Genomic DNA, 20,718 nt, shown 5'->3' with positions numbered 1-20,718 from the left:
AGACTCGCTCGACGAGCATCTAGGGCCAAAGATCCCCCGGCTTCCACCACCGCTCCCCAACCCTGCCCCTTCCCGACCGCACATCCAGCCTTAGTCGGGGATTTGGATGACAGTTGGAAGTAGGGGGCCTGCAGAGGGCCGGTCGGTGTCTACTCCGCCGCCTGCTCCTCCTCGCCGAGGAAGCCGCCGGACTGGCGGCGCCATAGCGAGGCGTAATGGCCGTTGGCCTTCAGCAACTCCTCATGCGAGCCGACCTCGACGATGCGGCCGCGCTCCAGGATCACCAGCCGGTCCATCCGGGCGATGGTCGACAGGCGGTGGGCGATGGCGATCACCGTCTTGCCCTCCATCAGGTCCTCGAGCTGCTCCTGGATCGCCGCCTCGACCTCGGAATCGAGCGCCGAGGTGGCCTCGTCCAGGATCAGGATCGGCGCGTTCTTCAGCACCACCCGGGCGATCGCCACGCGCTGGCGCTGGCCGCCGGACAGCTTGACGCCGCGCTCGCCGACATGGGCCTCGTAGCCGCGCCGGCCGCGCCAGTCCTCGACATCCAGGATGAAGTCGTGGGCATGGGCCTGCTTGGCGGCCGCGACCACCTCGGCCTTGGTCGCGCTCGGCCGGCCGTAGTTCAGGTTCTCGAAGATCGACCGGTGCAGCAGCGAGGTGTCCTGGGTCACCACCGAGATCTGCTCGCGCAGGCTCTCCTGCGTCACCCCGGCGATGTCCTGGCCGTCGATCAGAATGCGGCCGCGCTCGACGTCGAAGAAGCGCAGCAGCAGGTTGACCAGGGTCGACTTGCCGGCGCCGGAGCGGCCGACCAGGCCGATCTTCTCGCCCGGCCGGATGTCGAGATTCATCGCCTCGATCACGCCGCCCGGCCGGCCGTAGTTGAAGCTGACCTGGTCGAAGCGGATGCCGCCTTCGGTCACCTTCAGCCGCTTGGCGCCCGGCTTGTCGACCAGGCGCAGCGGCTTGGCGATCGAGATCATGCCCTCCTGCACCACGCCGATATTCTCAAAGATCGTGGTCACCTGCTGCGCCACCCAGCCGGCCATGTTGACGATCTGCCAGGTCAGCGGCAGCACCATGGCGACGGCGCCCAGCGCCACCGTCCCCTGGCGCCACAGCAGGATGGCGATGGTCGCGGTCGACACCACCAGGGTCGCGTTGGTGGTCGACAGGCACAGGTTGAACAGGGTGATCAGCCGCAGCTGGCTGCGGAAGATGGTGGTGTGGCCGTCCACCGCCTCGCGGACGTATTCGTCCTCCTCCTTCGCCCGGGCGAACAGCTTGACCGTCAGGATGTTGGTGTAGCTGTCGACGATCCGGCCGGTCAGCAGCGACCGCGCCTCGGACATCTCCAGCGAGCGCTGCTTCAGCCGCGGCACGAAATAGGTCAGGAGCAGGATGTAGACCGCGAACCAGCCCATCGTCGGCAGCGCCAGCCACAGATCGGCGCTGGCCAGCAGCACCAGCGCGCTGGTGCCGTAGACGGTCAGGTACCAGACCGCGACGATCGACGTCACCGTGCTGTCGCGCAGCGCCACGCCGGTCTGCATCACCCGGTTGGCGATGCGGCCGGCGAAGTCGTTCTGGAAGAAGGTCCAGCTCTGCCGCACCACGTGCCAGTGGCTCTGCCACCGGACCAGGTTGGTGAAGCCCGAGGCGATGATCTGGTTGGTGATCAGCGCCTGCAGGAACAGGGCGCCCGGCCGGCACAGCAGCAGCACCGCCGCCATGCCGGCCAGCAGGTGCCAGTGATCGGCGAACAGCTCTTCGGGCGTGACGGTGCTGAGCAGGGTGACCACCCGGCCGATGAAGACCGGGATCAGCGCATCGAGCAGCGCGACCGTCAGCCCGGCGCCGAGCAGGGCGACGTAGTACCAGCGGACCTGCCGCAGGAAGAACCAGTAGAACCGCAGCAGATCGCCCGGCGGCTGGCCAGGCATGCCCGTGGCGGTCGGCAGCACGCGGGCTTCGAAGAAGCGGAACATGATTGGGTCTTCCGGGCGGCGTTTTTTATTTGGCGGCAGGATCCCAGCCTGCGCCGACTATGCGGCGACGAAAAGACCGGACAATTGGACACAGGAATTCGTTCAGCGCAGGGCTCGGGACATTTTCGTCTGTGCGCGCGGTCACTGGCGGGCCGGCGCGGGCCGCTAGACTCGCGGCCATGGATGCAGGGGCGTGGCCGGATCGTCCGGCTGCGGCATCCGAGGGGTTCGACATGAAGTACATCATCGTGCCGATTCTGGTGGCGCTGTCCGGATGGGGCATCCGGCCAGCCTTGGCCGACGCCATCCACGACGCGCTCGGCCGGGCCGGCTCGGCCTACAGCAGCGGCGACCACGGGCAGGCGAAGCTGAGGTGACCGGCAGGCGAGGGGTCTCGGCCCCTCGCCTCCGCCCTCAGGCCGCCGCCCGCGCCAGCGCGGCCACGGCCCATGCCTGGCTGCGCCGGCAGGTGGCGGAGGCGGCACGCCAGGCGACCCGGGGCTGACCGCCGGGCGGCACCTCAGGCCGGCGGCGGCTCCGGGTGGAACTGGTACAGCCAGGTCTCGGTCAGTGGCCGGCCGTCCAGGCGCAGGACCATGCGCAGCTCGACCGGGTCGCTGCCGTCGACCGTGAGGTCGAAGGTGGCACGCCAGACATTGCCGTTCGGCACCGGTTCGCTGAACGGCCGCTGGATGGTGCCGCGCGAGGCGGTGACCGCCACCTCCGGGGACACGCCGTAGGGAATCCGGCGCATCACCGCCGAGTTGTCGAATTCGGCGACGATCTTGAAGACGCCGGGCGGGCGCGGCTTGCCCGGCTCGCCGCCGCGGCCCATCCGGGTGGCGATGGTGCGGGCGATGCCCTGGTCGGGATAAGGCTCGTCTGCCAGCCAGTGCAGCCGGTAGCTCAGATCGTGGCGGTCACCGGCCGCCGCCCGGCCTTCCGGCACCCAGAAGGCGACGATGTTGTCGTGGATCTCGTCGTCGGTCGGGATCTCCACCAGCTGGATCGCGCCGCGGCCGAAAGGCGCCAGCGGCTCGACCCACAGGCTCGGGCGGCGGTCGTAGAACACGCCGTCGAGATAATGGTCGAAATTGCGGTCGCGCTGCAGCAGGCCGAAGCCGCGCGGGCTGTCGCCGCCGAAGCTCGACACCCTGATCGTCCGGGGGTTGTTCAACGGGCGCCAGATCCGCTCGCCGGCGGCGGTCCAGATGGCGAGTCCGTCCGAATCATGCACCTCCGGCCGCCAGTCCAGCATCCGGCCGCGGCCGTATTCGCCGTACCAGAACATCGAGGTCAGCGGCGCCAGGCCGAGGCGCGACACTGCCTGGCGCAGGACCAGCGAGGCCTCGATCTCCATCACCACGCCTTCGGTGCGGTGCAGGGTGAAGCGGTAGGCGCCGCTGACGCTGGGCCCATCCAGCAGGGCGCAGATCACCGCCGGCTGCGCCGGATCCGGCGCCTCGGCGATGAAGAACTGGGTGAAGATCGGGAACTCTTCCGGCTTGCCGGGGGCGAAGACGTCGACCGCGACGCCGCGCGCCGACAGCCCGTATTGGCCGAGCGCGCCGATCGCCCGGAAATAGGAGGCGCCGAGGAAGGCGACCCAGTCCTGGGTGCGCCAGTCCGCGCGCCCATGCGATTCCTGCAGGCGGAAGCCGGCGAAGCCCGAATCGGCCGGCAGCTTGCGGGCCGGGCTGTCCGCCGGCATGTCGAAATAATCCGGCCGGTACAGGATCTCGCGGGCGCCGTCGCCGCCGACCAGATACATCCGCACCGATTCGCCGGAGTAGCGGCCGAGATGGAAGAAGGTGACCGGATAGGCGCCGCTGCCGTCGGCGAAGGGGGCGAGATCCGTCTTGAACCGGATCTTGCCATGGGCGTCGTAGTCGATCGCCTGCACGATGTCCGGCGCCGGCCGGGTGGGCGGCTGGTACGGCTGTGCCGCCATCGTCTGGGCGCGGGCGACCAGCGCCTCGTAGGAGAAGGGCGCGGCCGGGCCGAGGGCCAGCCCCTGCCGCTGGGCGGTGGCGGTGCGGGACGCGGCCGGCAGCCCGGCCAGCAGCGCGGCCGATCCGGCGGCACGGAGCAGGGCGCGGCGATGGAGCGGGATCGTCATGCAGCCTCCGGAACCCGACTCGCAGGCGACGAGCCGAAGCCCGTCGTTCCAGCAGATAAGCCCGCCATCCTCCGCGGCAAGGCATGACAGGCTTTGACCGCGGCGGCACGCCGTCGTGAGATGGCGCCGATGGGGATGAGGAGGTGCGGATGAGCCTGGTGCCGGTGATCGATCTCGCGGCGGGGGAGAAAGGGGCGGTGGCCACGTCGGTGGCCGAGGCCTGCGAACGCGTCGGCTTTCTGGTGGTGACCGGCCATGGCGTGCCGGCGGCGGTGATCGACCGCGGCTGGGCCGCGGCCCGCGCTTTCTTCGACCTGCCGGAAGCAGCGAAGCGGTCGGTCGTGATGCCGCGGCCGGGCTATCCCTACGGCTATTCCCCGGTGGCGGGGGAGAGCCTCGCCCGGTCGCTCGGCGACAAGCGGCCGCCCGACCTGAAGGAGAGCTTCTCGATCGGCCCGGCCGACCTGACGCCGCCACCCGATTCGGCGGACGCGGTCGCCTTCGCCTGGGCCGCCAATCTGTGGCCGGCCGAGCCGCCCGGTTTCCGCGCCGCCATGCTGGCCTATTACCAGGCCCTGTCCGATCTCGCCGGCCGGCTGATGCGGCTGTTCGCCCTCGGCCTTGCCTTACCCGAGGACTTCTTCGACAGCCGGATCGACCGGGCGATCAGCGCGCTGCGGCTGCTGAACTATCCGCACCAGCCGGTGCCGCCCGAGCCGGGGCAACTGCGTGCCGGCGCCCACACCGATTACGGCTCGCTGACCATCCTGCTGCCGCAGGAGGCGCCGGGCGGGCTGGAGGTGCAGGGGGCGGACGCGGCATGGCATTCAGTGCCCACGGTGCGGGGCGGCTTCGTGATCAATCTCGGCGACCTGATGGCGCGCTGGACCAACGACCGCTGGCGCTCGACCCTGCACCGCGTGGTCAACCCGCCGCCGGATTCGGCCGGATCGACCCGGCGCCAGTCGATCGCCTTCTTCCACCAGCCGAACTGGGATGCGGAGGTCGCCTGCCTGCCGACCTGCCTCGGGCCGGGCGAGACGCCCAGATATCCGCCGGTCCTGTCGGGTCCGCACCTGGCGTCGAAGTTCCGCTCGACCGTGACGCTGCCGGCCGTCTAGGGCTCAGAAGTCCGAGCAGCGGCCATTCACATCCCAGTCGCCGTAGCGGGTCGGCTCCAGCCCCTTCGGGCCGCCGATCTCGCCCGGCTTCTGCGGCACGATCTCGACCGGCGCGCCGGTGCGCGGGTCGATGCGCTCGGCCAGTTCCTGGGGCGACAGGGGCTTGGCGGCAGGTGTGTTGGTCTCGCTCATCCCCCGGATATGGCGAGGCGCAGCCGCCGAGTCCAGGCTTGATCGGAGGCGGGCCGGGGCCATTTGTTCCCGGGATGAGACCTATGGAGGACCTGATGTCGGGCTACATCCGCACGGCGATGCTGCTGGCGGCCCTGACCGCGCTGTTCATGGCGGCGGGCTGGCTGCTGGGCGGGCGGGGCGGAATGATGATCGCGCTGCTGGTGGCGGTGGGCATGAACCTGTTCGCCTACTGGAACGCCGACAAGATGGTGTTGCGCATGCACAATGCGCGCGAGGTCGATGCCCGCACCGCGCCCGACTTTTACAATCTGGTCGCCCGGCTGGCCGAGCAGGCGCAGCTGCCGATGCCGAAGGTCTACATCATCGACACCGACCAGCCGAACGCCTTCGCCACCGGCCGCAACCCGCAGAACGCCGCGGTCGCCGCCACCACCGGCCTCTTGAGCCGGCTGTCGGCGGAGGAGGTGGCGGGGGTGATGGCGCATGAGCTGGCGCATGTCCGCAACCGTGACACGCTGATCATGACGATAACCGCGACCATCGCCGGCGCGCTGTCGATGCTGGCCAATTTCGGCCTGTTCTTCGGCGGCGGCGACAACCGCAACAACCCGCTCGGTTTCATCGGCGTGATCCTGACCGTGATCCTGGCGCCGATGGCCGCCATGCTGGTGCAGATGGCGATCAGCCGCAGCCGGGAATACGAGGCCGACCGGATCGGGGCCGAGATCTGCGGCCGGCCGCTGTGGCTGGCCTCGGCGCTGGAAAAGATCGAGGCGTTCTCGAAGCGGATCGACTACGGTGCGGCGGAGCGGAATCCCGCCACCGCCCACATGTTCATCATCAATCCGTTGCATGCCCATGCGGTCGACAGCCTGTTCTCGACACATCCCAAGACCGCCAACCGCGTTGCCGCGCTGCAGCGGATGGCGGGTCTCGCGCAGGGCCAGGGCCGCGGGCCTTGGGGGTGAAGGGGGCAGATCCCTTTTCCCCCGTGGACGTCATTCCCGCGAAAGCGGGAATCTCTTTCCGATTAAAGCGCGACGAGATCCCCGCTTTCGCGGGGATGACGAGGTGGGGAATGGGCTGCTGATACTTCGGTGGGGTCCCTGCCCATGACCGCCGAAGCCGCCTCTGCCCCGCGTGCGAACACGCGGGGCGCGATCTTTGGCTGGTGCCTCTATGACTGGGCGATGAGTGCCTTCAACACGGTCATCGGCACCTTCGTCTTCTCGGTCTATTTCACCAAGGGCATCGTCGGCGACGCCGATCACGGCGCCGCGCTCTGGGGCGTCGCCATCGGCGCCGGCGGCATCTTGGTGGCGCTGCTCAGCCCCGTGCTGGGCGCCGTCGCCGATCATGGCGGGCGGCGCAAGGCCTGGCTCGCCGCCTGCGTCGCCGCGGCCGTGGTGCCGACGGCGCTGCTCTGGTTCGCGGCACCGGACCCGTCCTGGATCGTGCCGGCGATGCTGCTGGTCGGCCTTGCCTCCATCGCCTTCGAGCTGTCCTACGTCTTCTACAACGCGCTGCTGATCGACGTGGCGCCGCCGGGGATGCTCGGCCGCGTCTCCGGCTGGGCCTGGGGCCTGGGCTATTTCGGCGGGCTGGTGTGCCTGGTGATCGCGCTGTTCGGGCTGATCGGCTTCGGCGGCGCCGCGCCGCTGCTGCCGCTGCCGGCGGTGGACTCCGCCGGGCCGCGCGCCACCGGGCCGCTGGTGGCGCTGTGGTGGGCGCTGTTCGCCCTGCCACTGCTGCTGCTGGTGCGCGAGCGGCCAGGCGGCGCCCCGATCGGGGTCGCGATCCGCCGCGGCCTGGCCGATCTTCGGCGCACCCTGAAATCGCTGCCGGGGCAGGGCAACCTGGTGCGCTTCCTGGTCGGCAGCGCCATCTACCGCGAAGGCTTCAACATGCTGTTCGCCTTCGGCGGCATCTACGCGGCCGGGGCGTTGGGGCTCGATTTCGGCCAGCTGGTGCTGTTCGCGATCGGCCTCAACGTCACCTCCGGCATTGGCGCGATCCTGTTCGCCTGGGTCGACGACGCGATCGGGTCGAAGCCGACAATCCTGATCTCGATCATCGGGCTCGTCGCCCTGGGCGTGCCGATCATCCTGGTCACAGACCCGTATTGGTTCATCGGCCTGGCTCTGGTGCTGGGCCTGTTCCTCGGGCCCGCCCAGGCAGCCAGCCGCACCCTGATGGGCCGGATGGCGCCGCCGGGCGGCGAGGGCGAGGCCTACGGCCTCTACGGCCTGACCGGCCGAGCCACCGGCTTCCTCGGCCCCTGGCTGTTCGCCGCCGCCACCGCCGCCTTCGCCAGCCAGCGCGCCGGCATGGCCACGGTCATCGCCTTGTTCGCGCTTGGCGGCCTCATCGTGGCGACGGTGCGGGAGCCGGCGCGGGGCTGAGACCGGCAATTTGACAGGTCTCCCCGCTTCCAGGACTGTGGTCGGCATTGGCGGGGGGCGTTTCCAGATGCCGGTTGCGGATGCGGCGCTCAGGACGGGGCGGGTGGGTTACCACGGCAGCCGGTTCGGCATCGGCGGCCTGTACCTCAAGACGGTGCTGCTGTCGCTGCTGACCCTGGGCCTCTACAATTTCTGGGGCCGGACGCAGATCCGGCGGGCGGTCTGGGCTGCCGTCAGCGTCAACGGCGAGCCCTTCGAGTACACGGGCACCGGTGCGGAGCTGCTCTACGGCTTCCTCAAGGCCATCGCCGTGCTGATCGGCGTCGGCCTGCCGCTGGTGGCCTTGATCTGGCTGAGCCTGCGGACGGAGTCCGAGACCGGAGCGCAGCTGGCCCAGCTGGCTTTCTACCTGGTCCTTTTGGCGCTCGCTGTCGCGGCGGTCTATTTCGCCGCGCGCTACCGGCTGTCGCGCACGCAGTGGCGCGGCATCCGTTTCGGCCTGGACGGCGACGCCGGCAGCTTCATCCTGGGCAGCATCGGCTATTCGCTGCTGGCGCTGGCGGCGCTTGGCATCTGCCTGCCGCTGCTGCGGACCTGGCAGGCGCGGACGATCGTCAACAATGCGCGCTAAGGCACCGTGCCGTTCCGCATGGAGACGCGGGGGGTGACGCTGATCTGGCCCTGGATCCTGGCCATGCTGCTGGCCGCGCCCACGCTGGGCATCGCGCTGGTGTGGTATCGGGTGCGGGAATTCCGCAGCTGGACCTCGTCCATCAGCGTCGCCGGGGTGACGCTCGACAGCGGCCTGCGCCTGGGCGATGTGCTGGGGCCGGCGATCCTGCTGACCGTCATCACCGTGGTCTTCTTCGTCGCGCTGCTGCTGTCGACCGTCTTCGAATGGCTGGAGGTGTGGCGGACGCACCTGCCGCGGCCGGGCGCCAACATGGAATCCGTCATCGGCATCGGGATCTATGCGGCGCTGGCGCCGACGATCAATTTCATCGTGCTCGGCCACACGGTGCTGAAGGCCAGCTGCCAGACCCTGGCGATCGGCGGCGCGCTGGACCCTGAGCCCGTCTGGAAATGCGCTGGCGTGAGTCGGCTGGCGGTGGTTTCGAGAACCGGCGCGCAGCGGACGTTATAGTCCGTGAGCACCGGAAGCGCAGAAACCGCCGTCAGACGGCCGCGCCAGTAGCATTTACGGGCGGGCTCTCAATGACGGAAGTGCCGGCGCCCGGTGAACACCATGGCGATGCCGGCCTGGTCGGCGGCCTCGATCACCTCGCGGTCGCGCATCGAGCCGCCGGGCTGGATCACCGCGGTGGCGCCGGCCTCGACCAGGGCCAGGAGGCCGTCGGCGAAGGGGAAAAACGCCTCCGACGCCGCCACCGACCCGGCGATGCGCGAGCCGGTCTCGCCGGCCGCCTTGGCCGCCTCAGCCGACTTCGCCACGGCGATCTTGACGCTGTCGACCCGGCTCATCTGCCCGGCGCCGATGCCGACCGTGGCGCGGCCCCTGGCGAAGACGATGGCGTTGGAGCGGACATGCTTGGCCACCTGGGTGGCGAACAGCAGGTCCTCGACCTGCGCCGGGGTCGGCGCCTTGCGGGTCACCAGCTTCAGCTCCGACGCCTTCGGCGCCGCATCGTCGCGGGTCTGGGTCAGGAAGCCGCCGGCGACGCTTCGCAGGATGCGGCGGCGTTGCGTCGGGTCCTGCACCCCGCCGGTCTTCAGCACGCGGAGGTTGGCCTTGGCGGCGAAGATTGCGGCAGCCGCCGGCTCGACATCCGGCGCGATCACCACCTCGGCGAACAGCGCGGTGATCGCCTGCGCCGTGGCGGCGTCGATCGGCCGGTTGGCGGCGATGATGCCGCCGAAGGCGCTGATCGGGTCGCAGGCCAGCGCCTTGGCATAGGCCTCGCCCAGCGTGGCGGCGACGGCGACGCCGCAGGGGTTGGCGTGCTTGACGATGACGACCGCGGGCTCGGTGAACTCCGACACCGCCTCGAAGGCCGCGTCGGCGTCGAGGATGTTGTTGTAGCTCAGCTCCTTGCCTTGCACCTGGTCGGCCGTGGCCGGGCCGGGCACCGCGGGGCCGCTCAGATACAGGGCGGCGGCCTGGTGCGGGTTCTCGCCGTAGCGCAGCGTCTCGGCCAGCTTGCCGGACAGCGACAGGCGCGGCGGGAAGGTCTCGCCCCCGACCTCGGCGAACCAGCCGGCGATGGCGGCGTCATAGGCGGCGGTGCGGGCGAAGGCGGCGGCCGCCAGGCGGCGGCGGGTGGCGCCCAGCGTGCCGCCGTTGGCCGCGATCTCCAGCCGCAGCGGCTCATAGTCGACCGGCGAGGTGACGACGGCGACGAAGGCGTGGTTCTTGGCCGCGGCGCGGGTCATCGCCGGGCCGCCGATGTCGATGTTCTCGATGCCGTCGTCGAAGCTGGCGCCGCGCGCGATCGTCGCCTCGAACGGGTACAGGTTCGAGACCAGCAGGTCGATCGGCGCGATGCCGTAGTCGGTCATCGCCTCGAGATGATCGTCGCTGTCGCGCCGGGCCAGCAGGCCGCCATGGATCTTCGGATGCAGGGTCTTGACCCGGCCGTCCATGATCTCCGGGAAGCCGGTATGGGCCGACACCTCCTTGACCGGGATGCCGGCGTCGGTCAGCGCCTTGTAGGAGCCGCCGGTCGACAGGATCTCGACCCCGCGCTCGGCCAGGAACCGGGCGAAGTCGACGATGCCGGTCTTGTCGGAGACGGAGATCAGCGCACGGCGGATCGGAAGGGCGGCTTCGGTCATCATCGGCGGGGCTCCGGGGCAGAATTGGCCCGTCTTTAGACCCGGGCGGAGGGGTTGTCGACCATCTAGCGCCGTGGGGCGCCGTCGGGTTCCCGGCCGCCGCACCGGCTCTCCAGCCAGCGGACGGCGAAATCCGTCATCTCCGCGGCCAGAACCAGGACCGAGGCGGCGTCGCCGACAGTGCCGCGCGTGCCGCGGCCGTCGGCCAGGAACTCCTCGACCACAGTGGCGAAATAGCCCTCCGGCAGCCCGTCGACGACCGGGTCGGAGGTGTCGAACTCCTCGAACCGTCGCCACACCGTCCGGCCCTCGACCAGGATCGGCACCTCGGTGCGGACGATGCGCTTGCCGGGAATCTTGGCCAGATGCTCGGCATGATGCAGCAGGCTCATGGCGTCGAGCGGGGCGCCGAGCATCAGCACTTTGCCGCGGACCTGCACCAGCTTCGCGAAGGGCGAGTGCTCGCCATAGCCATAGTTGAGGGCGTGGTCGGCGGTGAACCAGCCGGCCCGACCTCCGACCGCGGCGAAGCAGGCGCCGGGATTGGCGCTGCGCCGGGCGCCGGGCCGGGTGCGCACCAGCTCGGCGATGGCGCCGTTGGCGCGCCGGGCGCGGGACGCGGCCGGGTCGAAGGGCGGGATGTCGTCGCGCAGCTCCGCCGGCATGGTCCCGTCATCATCCAGCAGGTCGTGGTAGTCGTCGCTCCAGTCGGTGTAGACCAGGACCGTGCCGCCCGGGCCGATCACGTCGTGCAGCGCGTCGATCAGCGCATCGGGGCCGCCGAGGATGCGGCCGATCGAGCGCAGGGCGGCATGCACCATCACCGCATCGCCGGTCCCTAGGCCGATGTCGCGAAGCTGCGGGGCCAGCGTCCGCCGGGTGTGGATCTGCGCGGACAATCGCGCCTCTACGCCAGCCGCCGTTCGCGGCGCAGGATCCACTGAACGCCGGTGCTCTTCTCGGCGCCGACCTCGCCCCAGATCACGACTTGCGTGGTCTTGCGGCGGTCGGTGCCGCGGCCGGCATAGATGCCTTCTTCCAGCGCCACCTCGCCGCCATAGCCGCGCAGCCGCCAGCCGTCGCCGCCGGGCAGGCGGATGATCACCGAGCTGCCGCCCTGCACCGGCGACAGCTGCAAGGCCGGGTGCAGGTGGAAGCGGATGGCGAAGGGCAGGCCGCGGGCGGCGTCGGTCTCGGCGAACAGGATGTCCTCGCCGCGCAGCTCGTCGCCATTGGCCGACAGCTCCAGCCGGCGGCGGTGGATCAGCCCCAGCGCCTCGCGATAGCCGTCGTGCCAGGCGTCGATCAGCACCGATTGCGGCGACTCCTGCCGGTCGACCTCGATGCCGTGCGGACGCTTGCCGATGCCGGCGTCGCGCAGGATCTCGGCCGAATCGCGGCCGGCAACGCTGAGCGTGGAATGGGCCGGCGTGCCGCGCAGGGCGGTAGCCCAAGCGCTGTCCTCGGCGCTGCCGCGGCCGGGCCAGGCGCCGCAATTGACGATCATGCGCTCGCGCCCGACCGACAGCTCGAAGCTGAGGAGGCCGGCATGAGCGCCGTCGTCCAGGCCGGCCGGCGGCGGCGCGCCGACATCCAGCAGCAGCAGGGTGCGGCCGGCCATCGCCCGCTCGAAGCCGCTGTGCCGCGCGCTCTTCGGCGGCCGGGCCTTGGAATCGGCCTGGGACAGGACGGCGTCGATCAGCACCGGCTCGCCCTCCTGCGCGTCGTTGAACAGGGCGAAGCCGCCATCGCCGTGGCGCAGCAGGCGCAGCGCCGGGGCCATGCGGTCGATCGCCAGGTGCAGCGCGTCCGGCACATGCGCCTGGGCGGCGCGGAAGGCGGCGCGGATGTCGATCAGCTGGCGCAGCACGGTCAGGTGCACCGCCGGGTTGCGCTGGATGTGGCCGCCATCGGGCAGGATCTGGCGCGGCAGGCATTTGCCGAGGATGCGCTGGGCCTGGTCCAGCCGCGGCCGGCCTTGCGGCAGGGCGACGGCGCCGTAGACCAGCCCGCGCACGGTCTGGATCTGGCGCGGGTCCATCGGGTCGCCGTCGGCGACGCGGGTCAGGTGGCGCAGCTGCCGCGACAGGCTGGCGAAGACCCGGGTGCGGAAATCGTCATCGGCGCTGGCGCAGAAGAAGTCGTGGGCGCCGAGCCAGCTGGCGATGCGCTGGCCCAGGATGTCCGGCTGCCAGGTCAGCGGGTGCCAGCGGTCGTAGCGCTCGATCCAATGGTCGATCAGCCGCCGAGCCGCGCGCCGGGCCTGGTCGCCGCCCGCCGCACGCAGGTCGCGCAGCCATTCGAAGCCGTGCAGCGACTCGATGAAGTCGGGGGCGGCGCCGAACGGCTCCCACGGCGCCGCCGCCGCCGCCTCATAGGTCTGGCCGCCCAGCCGGTACGTCCCGGCGATCAGCGCCGCGCCGCGCTCGGCGTCGCCCGGCCAGGGGTCGGGCGGCACCATCAGCAGGTCGCGCGGCCCCTTGCGCCCCAGCGCCACGGAGTAGAGCGGGTTCGAATAGGCGAACCGCGCGATCTGGTCGTGGACGTTGCGGGTGAGGCTGCGCGGGCTCCGCATGGCTCAGCTTTTGCCGCGGATCGCGGCGATGTTGCCGGCATAGGCCCCGGGCCCGCCGCGGAAGGCAGCGGTGCCGGCGACCAGCGTGTCGGCGCCGGCGGCGATCACCCGCGGCGCCGTCTCCGGCGTGACGCCGCCATCGACCTCCAGCCGCACGTCGCGGCCGGACTTGTCGATCAGGGCGCGCAGCCGGGCGATCTTGTCGAGCTGGCTTTCGATGAAGCTCTGCCCGCCGAAGCCGGGATTGACCGTCATCACCAGCACCAGGTCGATGTCGCCCAGCAGCTCTTCGACCATGGCGATGGGCGTGCCGGGGCTCAGCACCACCCCCGGCGCCTTGCCGAGCGAGCGGATCAGCTGGACGGTGCGATGCGGGTGCGGCCCGGCCTCGGGGTGGAAGCTGATGCGGTCGACCCCCGCCTCGGCGAAGGCGGGGATGTAGGGATCGGCCGGGCCGATCATCAGATGGGTATCGAAGGGCAGGGCGGAGCAGGGCCGCAACGCCTTCACCACGCTCGGGCCGAAGGTGATGTTGGGCACGAAATGCCCGTCCATGATGTCGAGGTGGAGCCAGTCGGCCCCGGCCTCGGTCATGGCGCGGGCCTCCTCGCCCAGGCGGGCGAAGTCGGCGGACAGGATGGAGGGGGCGATCACGACCGGCTTGACCATGATCGTCCTCATAACAAGCGGCCGGCCGCGTCACAACCGTGACGAAACCGTGGCGCCAAATAAAGGGCCGGGGCGGCGCGCCACCCCGGCCTGTTTCACCCGAAAGGCTTACTTCGCCTTGGCCAGGAAATCCTTGACGTTGTCCGGGGTCACGGTGTCGAGGCCGACATAGGTGATCTCCTCGACCTTCTCGCCCTTCTTCAGCTTCGCCAGCATCTCCATCGCCAGCGCGCCCATCTCATACGGCTGCTGGCCGATCAGGCCGTTGGCGTAGCCGTCGCGCAGCAGCTCCAGCTCCGTCTTCAGCGTGTCGGCCGAGACCAGCACGACCTCCTTCGAGGCCAGCTTCGCCTTGATCGGCTCGGCGAAGTTACGGAAGGCGTCGGGCACGAACAGCGGCCAGCCGCCGACCGGCAGCAGCGCATCGATGTCCGGATGCGCGGTCAGCGTGTCCTGCAACTGCTGCACCGCCAAAGCGGCGTCGTCGTTGCAGTATAGCGGCGAGCCGGCGACCTGGGTCCAGCCGGCGCCCAGCCCGTCGATGGTGCCGCGCACCCGGTCGTTCAGGTTGGCCGCGGCCGGGCCGCCCGAGACCAGGGCGAAGGTGCCGCCGCCCGGATGCAGCTTGGCCGCCATCTCGCCGATCGCCTTGCCCATGGCGTAGTTGTCGGTGCCGACGAAGGCCTGGCGCTTCGACCCCGGCGCGTCGGCGTCGAAGGTGATGGTCGGGATGCCGGCGGCAACCGCCTGGTCGATCACGTTGGTCAGCGCGTCCACATCGGCGACCGAGATCGCCAGCCCGTCGATGCCCTGGGTGATCAGGTCCTGGACGATCTGCGCCTCGCTGGCCGGCTCATGCTCCACCGGGCCGATATAGACGCATTCGACGCCGAGCTTCTTGGCCGCGTCCATGCAGCCGTCGCGCGACAGGTCGAAATAGGGATTGTTCATGGCCTTCGGCACCAGGGCGAAGCGCAGCTTGTCCGCCGCGTTCGCGCCGCCGGCCATGGTCATCACGGCGCCCAATGCCACCGCGGCCAAAAGCAACTTCTTCATAATGATCCTCCCCTTGTTGAACTCGTTTTCGTCCGGCGGCTCAGGCCGCGCGCTTGGACCGGATTCGGTCCAGCAGAACGGCCAGGATGATGAACACGCCGACGAAGAAATCCTGCCAGTAGGGCTGCACGCCGCCCAGGATCAAACCGTTGCGGATGACCTCGATCAGCGCCGCGCCGGTGATGGCGCCGAGCGGGCCGCCGAGGCCGCCGGTCAGGTTGGCGCCGCCGATCACCGAGGCGGCGATCACCCGCAGCTCGTAGCCGACCGCAGTGTTGGCGGGGGCGGAGCCGAGCCAGGCCAGCAGCAGCACGCCGGTGAAGCCGGCCAGCGCGCTGCAGAAGACGTAGACCGAGATCTTGACCCGCTCGACCGGCACGCCGGTCAGCGCCGCCGCCTTCTCGTTGCCGCCGATGGCGAAGACATGCCGGCCCCACTGCATGTGGCGCAGCAGGTACCAGATCATCACCGCCAGCACCGCCATATAGATCAGCGACGGCGGCAGCAGGCCGAAGAGCGGGTCGTTGCCCAGCATCCGGAACAGGTCCTTGGCCGGCCCGGCGGTGGGCGACCCGCGGCCCTGGGTGACGACATAGACCAGGCTGCGGCAGACGCTGAGCATGCCCAGCGTGGTGACGAAGGGCGACAGGCCCAGCCGGGCGATCAGCAGGCCGTTGACCAGCCCGACCACGCCGCCGGCCGCGACCCCTGCCAGCACGCCGAAGGCCAGGGCCAGGCCCGGCCAGTCGACGAAGATCGGCCAGTCCGCGGTCCGGCCCATGGCCAGGCTGGTGGCGACGGCGCCGAGCGCCATGACCGAGCCGACCGACAGGTCGATGCCGGCCAGGATGATCACCAGCGTCTGCCCCAAGGCCGCGATGGCGATGTAGGAGAAGTTCTGGGCGACGTTCTGCAGGTTGCGCTCGGTCAGGAACTTGTCCGAGGCGATGGTCATGACGATCATCAGGATCACCAGCGCCGCCAGCACATAGGTGATCTGGGACCCCAGGATCCGGTGCAGCGGCCCCTGCCGCCGGACATTGTCGAAATTCATCGCCGCCGTGGCCATCACGCCGCCTCCAGCGCGCCGGTGATCAGCCCGGTGACTTCCTCGGGCGAGCTCTGGGCGATGCGCTTGTCGGCGACCTTGCGGCCGCGGCGCATCACGATCACCCGGTCGCAGACCTCGAACACGTCGGGCATGCGGTGGCTGATCAGGATCACGGCGATGCCGCCGTCGCGCAGCCGGCGGATCAGCTCCAGCACCTCATGCACCTGGCGCACGCTGATCGCCGCGGTCGGTTCGTCCATCAGGATCAGCTTGGCGTTGGCCAGGCGGGTGCGGGCGATGGCCACGGCTTGGCGCTGGCCGCCCGACATCAGCCGCACCAGGTCGCTGGCGCGGGTCTCCGATTTCAGCTCGGCGAACAGCGCCTGCGCCTTCCGGTTCATGGTGCCGTGGTCGAGGCGGCGCAGCGGCCAGACCCCGGTCTTCAGCTCGCGGCCGAGGAAGACATTGGCGGCGGCGGTCAAATTGTCGGCCAAGGCGAGGTCCTGGTAGACGACCTCGATGCCGGCCTCGCGGGCGTCGACCGGCTTGTGGAAATGCACCGGCTTGCCCTCCAGCAGCATCTCGCCGGAGGTCGGCGGGAAATTGCCGGCCATGACCTTGACCAAAGTCGACTTGCCGGCGCCGTTGTCGCCCATCAGCCCGACCACCTCGCCGGGCTCGATCGACCAGCTGACGCCGGTCAGGGCGTGAATCGCCCCGAAATGCTTGGCAATGTCCCGCAGCTCCAGAAGCGCCATCCCGCCCCGTTCCTCCCTGGCCCCGGTGATCCCGGCCTCGTTCGGGCGGAACTGTGAAAGAGAGCGCGGCGGAGCGCAAATTGTTTTTGTCTGATTATTGTATCAAGAGCCGGAGGCCTCAGGAGCGCCGCTTCAGCCGGGCGATGTGGAAGCCGTCCAGGCCGCCGAGATCCGGCCAGTGGCTTGGCAGTGTGCGGACGTCGCCGGCCGGGGTCAGCAGCTCGGCCGCCCCCCCGATCTCCGCCGCCGCCACCGGCACGCGGGCCAGGCGGTCGTCCTCGGCCAGCAGCCGGTCGATCTGCGCCTCGCCCTCCTCGGGCAGCAGCGAGCAGGTGCACCAGATCAGGATGCCGCCGGGCCGCACCAGCTCGACCGCACGGCGCAGCATCCGCGCCTGCGCCGCCGCCAGCTTGGCCACGTCCTCCGGCCCCTTCAGCCTGGGCACGTCGGGATGCCGGCGGATGGTGCCGGTGGCGCTGCAGGGCGCGTCCAGCAGCACGCCGTCATAGGGGGCCGTGCCGGTGAAGGTCTCGGCCTCCGCGGTGTGCAGCTCGGCGGCGAGGCCGAGCCGCTCGAGATTCTCCGCCACCCGCTTCAGCCGCCGGGTCGACCGGTCGATCGCCGTCACCACGGCGCCGGCGGCGGCGAGCTGCGCCGTCTTGCCGCCCGGTGCCGAGCAGAGGTCGAGGATGCGGCGGCCTTCGATCGGGCCGAACAGCCGCGCGGGCAGGGCGGCGGCGGCGTCCTGCACCCACCAGGCGCCCTCGGCGAAGCCCGGCAGGTCCGGCACCATGCCGCCGGCCTCGCGCCGCAGCGTCCCGGTCGGCAGCGGCCGGGCGTCGAGCTGCCCGGCCCAGACCTCGGGGTCGGCCTTGACCGAGAGGTCGAGCGGCGCCTCGTGCAGATGCGCCTCGGCGATTGCGGCGGCGGTGGCCGGCCCATAGACCTCGACCAGGCGCGACCACAGCCAGTCCGGCGTGTTCAGCCGGGCGGCATCCTGCCCGGCCAGCAGGGCCGGCCCGTCCTCGGCCAGGCGGCGCAGCACGGCGTTGACCAGCCCCTTCATGCCGGCGAAGCCGGTCAGGCCGGCCAGCTCGACCGAGGTGTCGACCGCGGCGTGCGACGGCGTCGCCAGGAACAGGCGCTGGGCCAGGCCCAGGCGCAGCACGTCGCGCACGGTGGCGGCGCCGCGCGCCAGCGGCGTCTTCAGCGCGCTGTCGATCAGCGCGTCGATCTGGCCGAGCCGGCGCAGCGTGGTGGTCAGCAGCAGGCGGGTGAAGGCGCGGTCGCGCGATTCCATGCCCTGCAGGGCGAGATGGGCGTCGAGGGCCTCGTCGATCGGGCGCCGCTGCGCCAGAACGGCCCGCAGCAGTTCGACGGCGGCCTTGCGCGTGGCCAATCCGGTGTCGGTCATGCGCGGGATGTAGACCATCGCGGCCGGGCCGGCCAGTGCCATCGCGCTCTTTCGCGTTTGGTTCCGCCGCGCCATGCTGGGCGAAGTCATGGAGGACACGCCGATGCCGCCCGAAGACACCGCCGCCCGCCGCCTCTATCTCGAGGACCTCGAGGTCGGGCAGCGCTTCGGCTCGGGGACCGTCGCGGTGACGCCCGAGGCGATCAAGGCCTTCGCCGCCCAGTTCGACCCGCAGCCCTTCCATCTCGACGAGGAGGCGGCAAAGACGACCTTCTTCGGCGGCCTGGCCGCCAGCGGCTGGCACACCGCGGCGCTGACCATGCAGCTGCTGGTCGGCGGCGAGTTCCTGCCCGCCGGCGGGCTGATCGGCGGCGGCACCGACGAGATGCGCTGGCCGCGGCCGGTGCGGCCGGGCGACGTGCTGCGGCTGGAGAGCGAGGTGCTGGAGATCCGGCCGTCCCAATCACGCCCCGACCGCGGCATGGTCAAGACAAGGATCACCACGCTGAATCAGGCCGGCGAGCCGGTTCAGATCATGATCGCCAACATGGTCGTGCCGAAGCGGCCGGCCTGAATCCGAAGGGGAGGGGGCAGCATGTCACATTCGAGACGGCTGACGGCCATCGGCCTGGTCCTCTTGGCACTGTCGGGAAGCGCCGCGGCGGCGGAGACCGGCTGGACCGTCGCTGGGCCCGTTCCGGAGAATCCGCTGCAGACGGCCACCCTGGCCGGGACCGCCCGTGCCGGCGAGCACTCCGCGCCGGCCCATCTGGTCATCGGCTGCCGCCCCGATGCCGACATGACGGCGAGCCTGACGATTCCGGAAGCGCTGGGCTTCGACACCGGCCCCTTCGAGGGGCCGGACGGCATCGGCGAGCGCCAGAAGCGGCTGACCGTCGGCCTTGCCGGCGACCGGTCGGCGCCGCGCCTCGTCTCCGGCTGGTGGAGCGAGAACACGGTGTTCACCTTCAGCTTCGCCCTGTCGAAGCCGGAGGCCGCGCGCTGGCTGGCGCGCCCGGGCCAGAGGCTCGCGGCCGAGATCCGCCCGCCCGACGCCGGCAAGCCCGCCCTGGCGCTGACCTTCCGGCTGCCGGACGACGCGGCGGGGCTGAAGCAGGTGGTGGGGCCCTGCGGGGTGAAATAGCGCCTCAGCCGGCCAGGCGGCTGATCAGCGCCGGCACCTCGCGGACCGAGTCGAGCGTGTGGAAGCCGGGCGGCGCCACCTCCGGCCGGCTCACCGCCTCATGCGCCCAGGTGATGCGGTAGGGGATGTGCACCGCCTGGCCGCCGAGGTCGAGCACCGGCAGGATGTCCGACCGCATCGAGTTGCCGATCATCAGGAACCGGTCCGGCGTGGTACCGCCGCGCTGCAGGATCCGGCGATAGGTCGCCTCGTCCTTCTCGGCCACGATCTCGACGCTCTCGAACCGTTCGGCGAGGCCGGAGCGGGCGACCTTGCTCTCCTGGTGGAACAGGTCGCCCTTGGTGATCACGATCAGTCGGATGCGGCCGGCCCTGGCCTCCGGCGCCAGCGCGTCCAGCGTCTCGACCACGCCGTCGATCAGCTCGACCGGGTGGTCCATCATCGCCTTCCCGAGATCGAGGATCGTGCGGATCTGGGCGGCGCCGATGCGGCCCTCGGTGATCTCGACCGCGGTCTCGATCATCGACAGGGTGAAGCCCTTCACGCCGTAGCCGAAGGTCTTGAGGTTGCGCGCCTCTGTGTCGAGCAGGGTGCGCTCGAGCGTCTCGGCGTCGACCCAGGGGGACAGCAGTGCGACCAGCCGGCCATGCGTCTCCTCGAACACCGATTCGCTGTGCCACAGGGTGTCGTCGGCGTCGAAAGCGACGGTCAGGGGAGAAGGCATTTCAGCTCCGGCGGGCGGCGAAGCCGGTGACCGACTGGGACAAGGCGTGCAGGGCGAAGCCGAGGAACAGCAGGCCGGATGCGCGGACGAACCAGACCTCGTGGCGGCGATAGAAGACGCGCACGGCCGCGGCGCCGGTGACGCCGACCAGGATGACATAGGCGCCGGCGGCGCCGAGGCAGGCGGCGGCGACCAGCGCCGGCAGATCCGACCAGGTCAGGCTGGCGTCATGGCCGGCGAGCAGCGCGGTGAAGGTGGCGACCGCCACCGGATAGCCCTTCGGGTTGGTGACGCCGAACAGCAGGCCGCGCAGCAGCGGCCGCCGCACCGAGGTGTCGATTGTTCCATCGGAGCCGCGGCGCATGGTCAGCGCCGACCAGCCGAGCCACAGCAGATAGGCGCCGCAGATCAGCCCGAGCGCGTCGAACACGGCCGGGCCGATCACCTGGGCGCAGACGATCGCGATCAGCGCCAGCGCTGACCACAGCGCATCGCCGACCAGGTGGCCGCACAGGAAGGTGGCGCCGGCCCGCCGCCCCTGGCCGGCGGAGATGCCGAACACGGCCAGCACCGCCGGCCCGGGCGAAATGCCGTAGGCGAAGCCGGCGAGGCCGGAGGCCAGAAGCAGGGAGCCGTTCACGATTCCTCCGAAAATGACGGGGCTGCGGTCGCAGCCGGCGCCAAAATCGGCCATAAGGGGCGC

21 protein-coding genes are annotated in these 20,718 nt (G+C 70.7%); 8 read left to right on the top strand and 13 right to left on the bottom strand.

Annotated elements, in window-relative coordinates; all coding sequences use genetic code 11:
- Positions 1-149 precede the first annotated feature (149 nt).
- A complete protein-coding gene (locus FFK22_RS30225) occupies positions 150-1,994 on the bottom strand; it encodes an ABC transporter ATP-binding protein (protein ID WP_138891672.1) in 1,845 nt (614 codons plus the stop codon).
- Between the two features lie 233 nt (positions 1,995-2,227).
- Between FFK22_RS30225 and FFK22_RS43295 the strand changes: the two genes are divergently transcribed.
- Positions 2,228-2,371 (top strand): hypothetical protein, encoded by a 144-nt coding sequence (locus FFK22_RS43295; RefSeq protein ID WP_186002731.1) that lies wholly within the window; start codon positions 2,228-2,230, stop codon positions 2,369-2,371.
- Positions 2,372-2,514: 143 nt separating this feature from the next.
- Here FFK22_RS43295 and FFK22_RS30220 read toward each other — a convergent pair whose 3' ends face one another.
- Complete coding sequence (locus FFK22_RS30220) at positions 2,515-4,113, bottom strand: glucan biosynthesis protein (protein WP_138891671.1); 1,599 nt, start codon at positions 4,111-4,113, stop codon at positions 2,515-2,517.
- A gap of 149 nt (positions 4,114-4,262) precedes the next feature.
- On the opposite strand from FFK22_RS30220, the gene FFK22_RS30215 reads away from it, so the two are divergent.
- Positions 4,263-5,234 carry an isopenicillin N synthase family oxygenase gene (locus tag FFK22_RS30215; protein WP_138891670.1) on the top strand — a complete coding sequence of 324 codons (972 nt, stop codon included), beginning with the start codon at positions 4,263-4,265 and terminating at the stop codon, positions 5,232-5,234.
- A gap of 3 nt (positions 5,235-5,237) precedes the next feature.
- Here FFK22_RS30215 and FFK22_RS30210 read toward each other — a convergent pair whose 3' ends face one another.
- A complete protein-coding gene (locus FFK22_RS30210; protein WP_138891669.1) occupies positions 5,238-5,426 on the bottom strand; it encodes a DUF1674 domain-containing protein in 189 nt (62 codons plus the stop codon).
- A 95-nt stretch (positions 5,427-5,521) separates the two neighbouring features.
- Between FFK22_RS30210 and htpX the strand changes: the two genes are divergently transcribed.
- The 4 genes from htpX to FFK22_RS30190 all read left to right on the top strand — a co-directional run bounded on the left by htpX (position 5,522) and on the right by FFK22_RS30190 (position 8,975).
- Positions 5,522-6,397 (top strand): zinc metalloprotease HtpX, encoded by an 876-nt coding sequence (htpX, locus tag FFK22_RS30205; RefSeq protein WP_138891668.1) that lies wholly within the window; start codon positions 5,522-5,524, stop codon positions 6,395-6,397.
- A 144-nt stretch (positions 6,398-6,541) separates the two neighbouring features.
- Positions 6,542-7,831 carry an MFS transporter gene (locus FFK22_RS30200; protein ID WP_138891667.1) on the top strand — a complete coding sequence of 430 codons (1,290 nt, stop codon included), beginning with the start codon at positions 6,542-6,544 and terminating at the stop codon, positions 7,829-7,831.
- Between the two features lie 67 nt (positions 7,832-7,898).
- Positions 7,899-8,462 carry a DUF898 family protein gene (locus tag FFK22_RS30195; protein ID WP_138891666.1) on the top strand — a complete coding sequence of 188 codons (564 nt, stop codon included), beginning with the start codon at positions 7,899-7,901 and terminating at the stop codon, positions 8,460-8,462.
- 33 nt (positions 8,463-8,495) lie between these two features.
- The gene (locus FFK22_RS30190; RefSeq protein WP_138891665.1) at positions 8,496-8,975 is read left to right on the top strand and encodes a hypothetical protein; all 480 of its coding nucleotides are present in this window, start codon (positions 8,496-8,498) and stop codon (positions 8,973-8,975) included.
- A gap of 68 nt (positions 8,976-9,043) precedes the next feature.
- On the opposite strand, the gene purH is transcribed toward FFK22_RS30190, so the two are convergent.
- The 8 genes from purH to FFK22_RS30150 all read right to left on the bottom strand — a co-directional run bounded on the left by purH (position 9,044) and on the right by FFK22_RS30150 (position 18,189).
- Positions 9,044-10,627, bottom strand: coding sequence for a bifunctional phosphoribosylaminoimidazolecarboxamide formyltransferase/IMP cyclohydrolase (gene purH / locus FFK22_RS30185; RefSeq protein ID WP_306770194.1), 1,584 nt, complete (start codon positions 10,625-10,627; stop codon positions 9,044-9,046).
- Between the two features lie 62 nt (positions 10,628-10,689).
- Complete coding sequence (aac(3), locus tag FFK22_RS30180; protein ID WP_138891664.1) at positions 10,690-11,523, bottom strand: aminoglycoside 3-N-acetyltransferase; 834 nt, start codon at positions 11,521-11,523, stop codon at positions 10,690-10,692.
- Between the two features lie 8 nt (positions 11,524-11,531).
- Positions 11,532-13,199: a heparinase II/III family protein gene (locus FFK22_RS30175; protein ID WP_138891663.1), complete on the bottom strand. Its 1,668-nt coding sequence runs from the start codon at positions 13,197-13,199 to the stop codon at positions 11,532-11,534.
- A gap of 3 nt (positions 13,200-13,202) precedes the next feature.
- Positions 13,203-13,868 carry a ribulose-phosphate 3-epimerase gene (gene rpe, locus FFK22_RS30170; protein WP_138891662.1) on the bottom strand — a complete coding sequence of 222 codons (666 nt, stop codon included), beginning with the start codon at positions 13,866-13,868 and terminating at the stop codon, positions 13,203-13,205.
- A gap of 108 nt (positions 13,869-13,976) precedes the next feature.
- The gene (locus FFK22_RS30165) at positions 13,977-14,924 is read right to left on the bottom strand and encodes a sugar-binding protein (RefSeq protein ID WP_138891661.1); all 948 of its coding nucleotides are present in this window, start codon (positions 14,922-14,924) and stop codon (positions 13,977-13,979) included.
- Positions 14,925-14,964: 40 nt separating this feature from the next.
- Positions 14,965-15,993 (bottom strand): ABC transporter permease, encoded by a 1,029-nt coding sequence (locus tag FFK22_RS30160; protein ID WP_138891660.1) that lies wholly within the window; start codon positions 15,991-15,993, stop codon positions 14,965-14,967.
- Positions 15,993-16,733 carry an ATP-binding cassette domain-containing protein gene (locus FFK22_RS30155; protein WP_138891659.1) on the bottom strand — a complete coding sequence of 247 codons (741 nt, stop codon included), beginning with the start codon at positions 16,731-16,733 and terminating at the stop codon, positions 15,993-15,995. The genes FFK22_RS30160 and FFK22_RS30155 overlap by 1 nt, the downstream gene beginning before the upstream one ends.
- Positions 16,734-16,851: 118 nt before the next feature.
- Complete coding sequence (locus FFK22_RS30150; RefSeq protein ID WP_221938968.1) at positions 16,852-18,189, bottom strand: RsmB/NOP family class I SAM-dependent RNA methyltransferase; 1,338 nt, start codon at positions 18,187-18,189, stop codon at positions 16,852-16,854.
- Between the two features lie 61 nt (positions 18,190-18,250).
- Here FFK22_RS30150 and FFK22_RS30145 point away from each other — a divergent pair, with 61 nt between their 5' ends.
- Both FFK22_RS30145 and FFK22_RS30140 read left to right on the top strand, forming a co-directional pair.
- Positions 18,251-18,721, top strand: a complete 471-nt coding sequence (locus FFK22_RS30145) for a MaoC family dehydratase (protein WP_138891658.1) — start codon at positions 18,251-18,253, stop codon at positions 18,719-18,721.
- Between the two features lie 21 nt (positions 18,722-18,742).
- Entirely contained in the window at positions 18,743-19,291 is a 549-nt protein-coding gene (locus FFK22_RS30140; protein WP_138891657.1) for a hypothetical protein, read from the top strand.
- Between the two features lie 4 nt (positions 19,292-19,295).
- Here the strand turns inward: FFK22_RS30140 and FFK22_RS30135 are convergent, their stop codons facing one another.
- Complete coding sequence (locus FFK22_RS30135; RefSeq protein WP_138891656.1) at positions 19,296-20,015, bottom strand: HAD family hydrolase; 720 nt, start codon at positions 20,013-20,015, stop codon at positions 19,296-19,298.
- A 1-nt stretch (position 20,016) separates the two neighbouring features.
- Positions 20,017-20,655: a LysE family translocator gene (locus FFK22_RS30130; RefSeq protein WP_138891655.1), complete on the bottom strand. Its 639-nt coding sequence runs from the start codon at positions 20,653-20,655 to the stop codon at positions 20,017-20,019.
- Between the last annotated feature and the right edge of the window lie 63 nt (positions 20,656-20,718).

The organism is Mycobacterium sp. KBS0706, from assembly GCF_005938675.2.
Lineage (GTDB): Bacteria > Pseudomonadota > Alphaproteobacteria > DSM-16000 > Inquilinaceae > Inquilinus.
The sequence above is the reverse complement of the archived record's forward strand: the minus strand, read 5'-3'. Positions and strand labels throughout refer to the sequence as shown.

Bases quoted from the DNA above. Each gene is read 5' to 3' on its own strand.
- FFK22_RS30225 (WP_138891672.1), bottom strand. From the start codon at position 1,994: ATGTTCCGCTTCTTCGAAGCCCGCGTGCTGCCGACCGCCACGGGCATG.
- FFK22_RS43295 (WP_186002731.1), top strand. From the start codon at position 2,228: ATGAAGTACATCATCGTGCCGATTCTGGTGGCGCTGTCCGGATGGGGC.
- FFK22_RS30220 (WP_138891671.1), bottom strand. From the start codon at position 4,113: ATGACGATCCCGCTCCATCGCCGCGCCCTGCTCCGTGCCGCCGGATCG.
- FFK22_RS30215 (WP_138891670.1), top strand. From the start codon at position 4,263: ATGAGCCTGGTGCCGGTGATCGATCTCGCGGCGGGGGAGAAAGGGGCG.
- FFK22_RS30210 (WP_138891669.1), bottom strand. From the start codon at position 5,426: ATGAGCGAGACCAACACACCTGCCGCCAAGCCCCTGTCGCCCCAGGAA.
- htpX (WP_138891668.1), top strand. From the start codon at position 5,522: ATGTCGGGCTACATCCGCACGGCGATGCTGCTGGCGGCCCTGACCGCG.
- FFK22_RS30200 (WP_138891667.1), top strand. From the start codon at position 6,542: ATGACCGCCGAAGCCGCCTCTGCCCCGCGTGCGAACACGCGGGGCGCG.
- FFK22_RS30195 (WP_138891666.1), top strand. From the start codon at position 7,899: ATGCCGGTTGCGGATGCGGCGCTCAGGACGGGGCGGGTGGGTTACCAC.
- purH (WP_306770194.1), bottom strand. From the start codon at position 10,627: ATGATGACCGAAGCCGCCCTTCCGATCCGCCGTGCGCTGATCTCCGTC.
- FFK22_RS30175 (WP_138891663.1), bottom strand. From the start codon at position 13,199: ATGCGGAGCCCGCGCAGCCTCACCCGCAACGTCCACGACCAGATCGCG.
- rpe (WP_138891662.1), bottom strand. From the start codon at position 13,868: ATGGTCAAGCCGGTCGTGATCGCCCCCTCCATCCTGTCCGCCGACTTC.
- FFK22_RS30165 (WP_138891661.1), bottom strand. From the start codon at position 14,924: ATGAAGAAGTTGCTTTTGGCCGCGGTGGCATTGGGCGCCGTGATGACC.
- FFK22_RS30160 (WP_138891660.1), bottom strand. From the start codon at position 15,993: ATGGCCACGGCGGCGATGAATTTCGACAATGTCCGGCGGCAGGGGCCG.
- FFK22_RS30155 (WP_138891659.1), bottom strand. From the start codon at position 16,733: ATGGCGCTTCTGGAGCTGCGGGACATTGCCAAGCATTTCGGGGCGATT.
- FFK22_RS30150 (WP_221938968.1), bottom strand. From the start codon at position 18,189: ATGGCACTGGCCGGCCCGGCCGCGATGGTCTACATCCCGCGCATGACC.
- FFK22_RS30145 (WP_138891658.1), top strand. From the start codon at position 18,251: ATGCCGCCCGAAGACACCGCCGCCCGCCGCCTCTATCTCGAGGACCTC.
- FFK22_RS30140 (WP_138891657.1), top strand. From the start codon at position 18,743: ATGTCACATTCGAGACGGCTGACGGCCATCGGCCTGGTCCTCTTGGCA.
- FFK22_RS30135 (WP_138891656.1), bottom strand. From the start codon at position 20,015: ATGCCTTCTCCCCTGACCGTCGCTTTCGACGCCGACGACACCCTGTGG.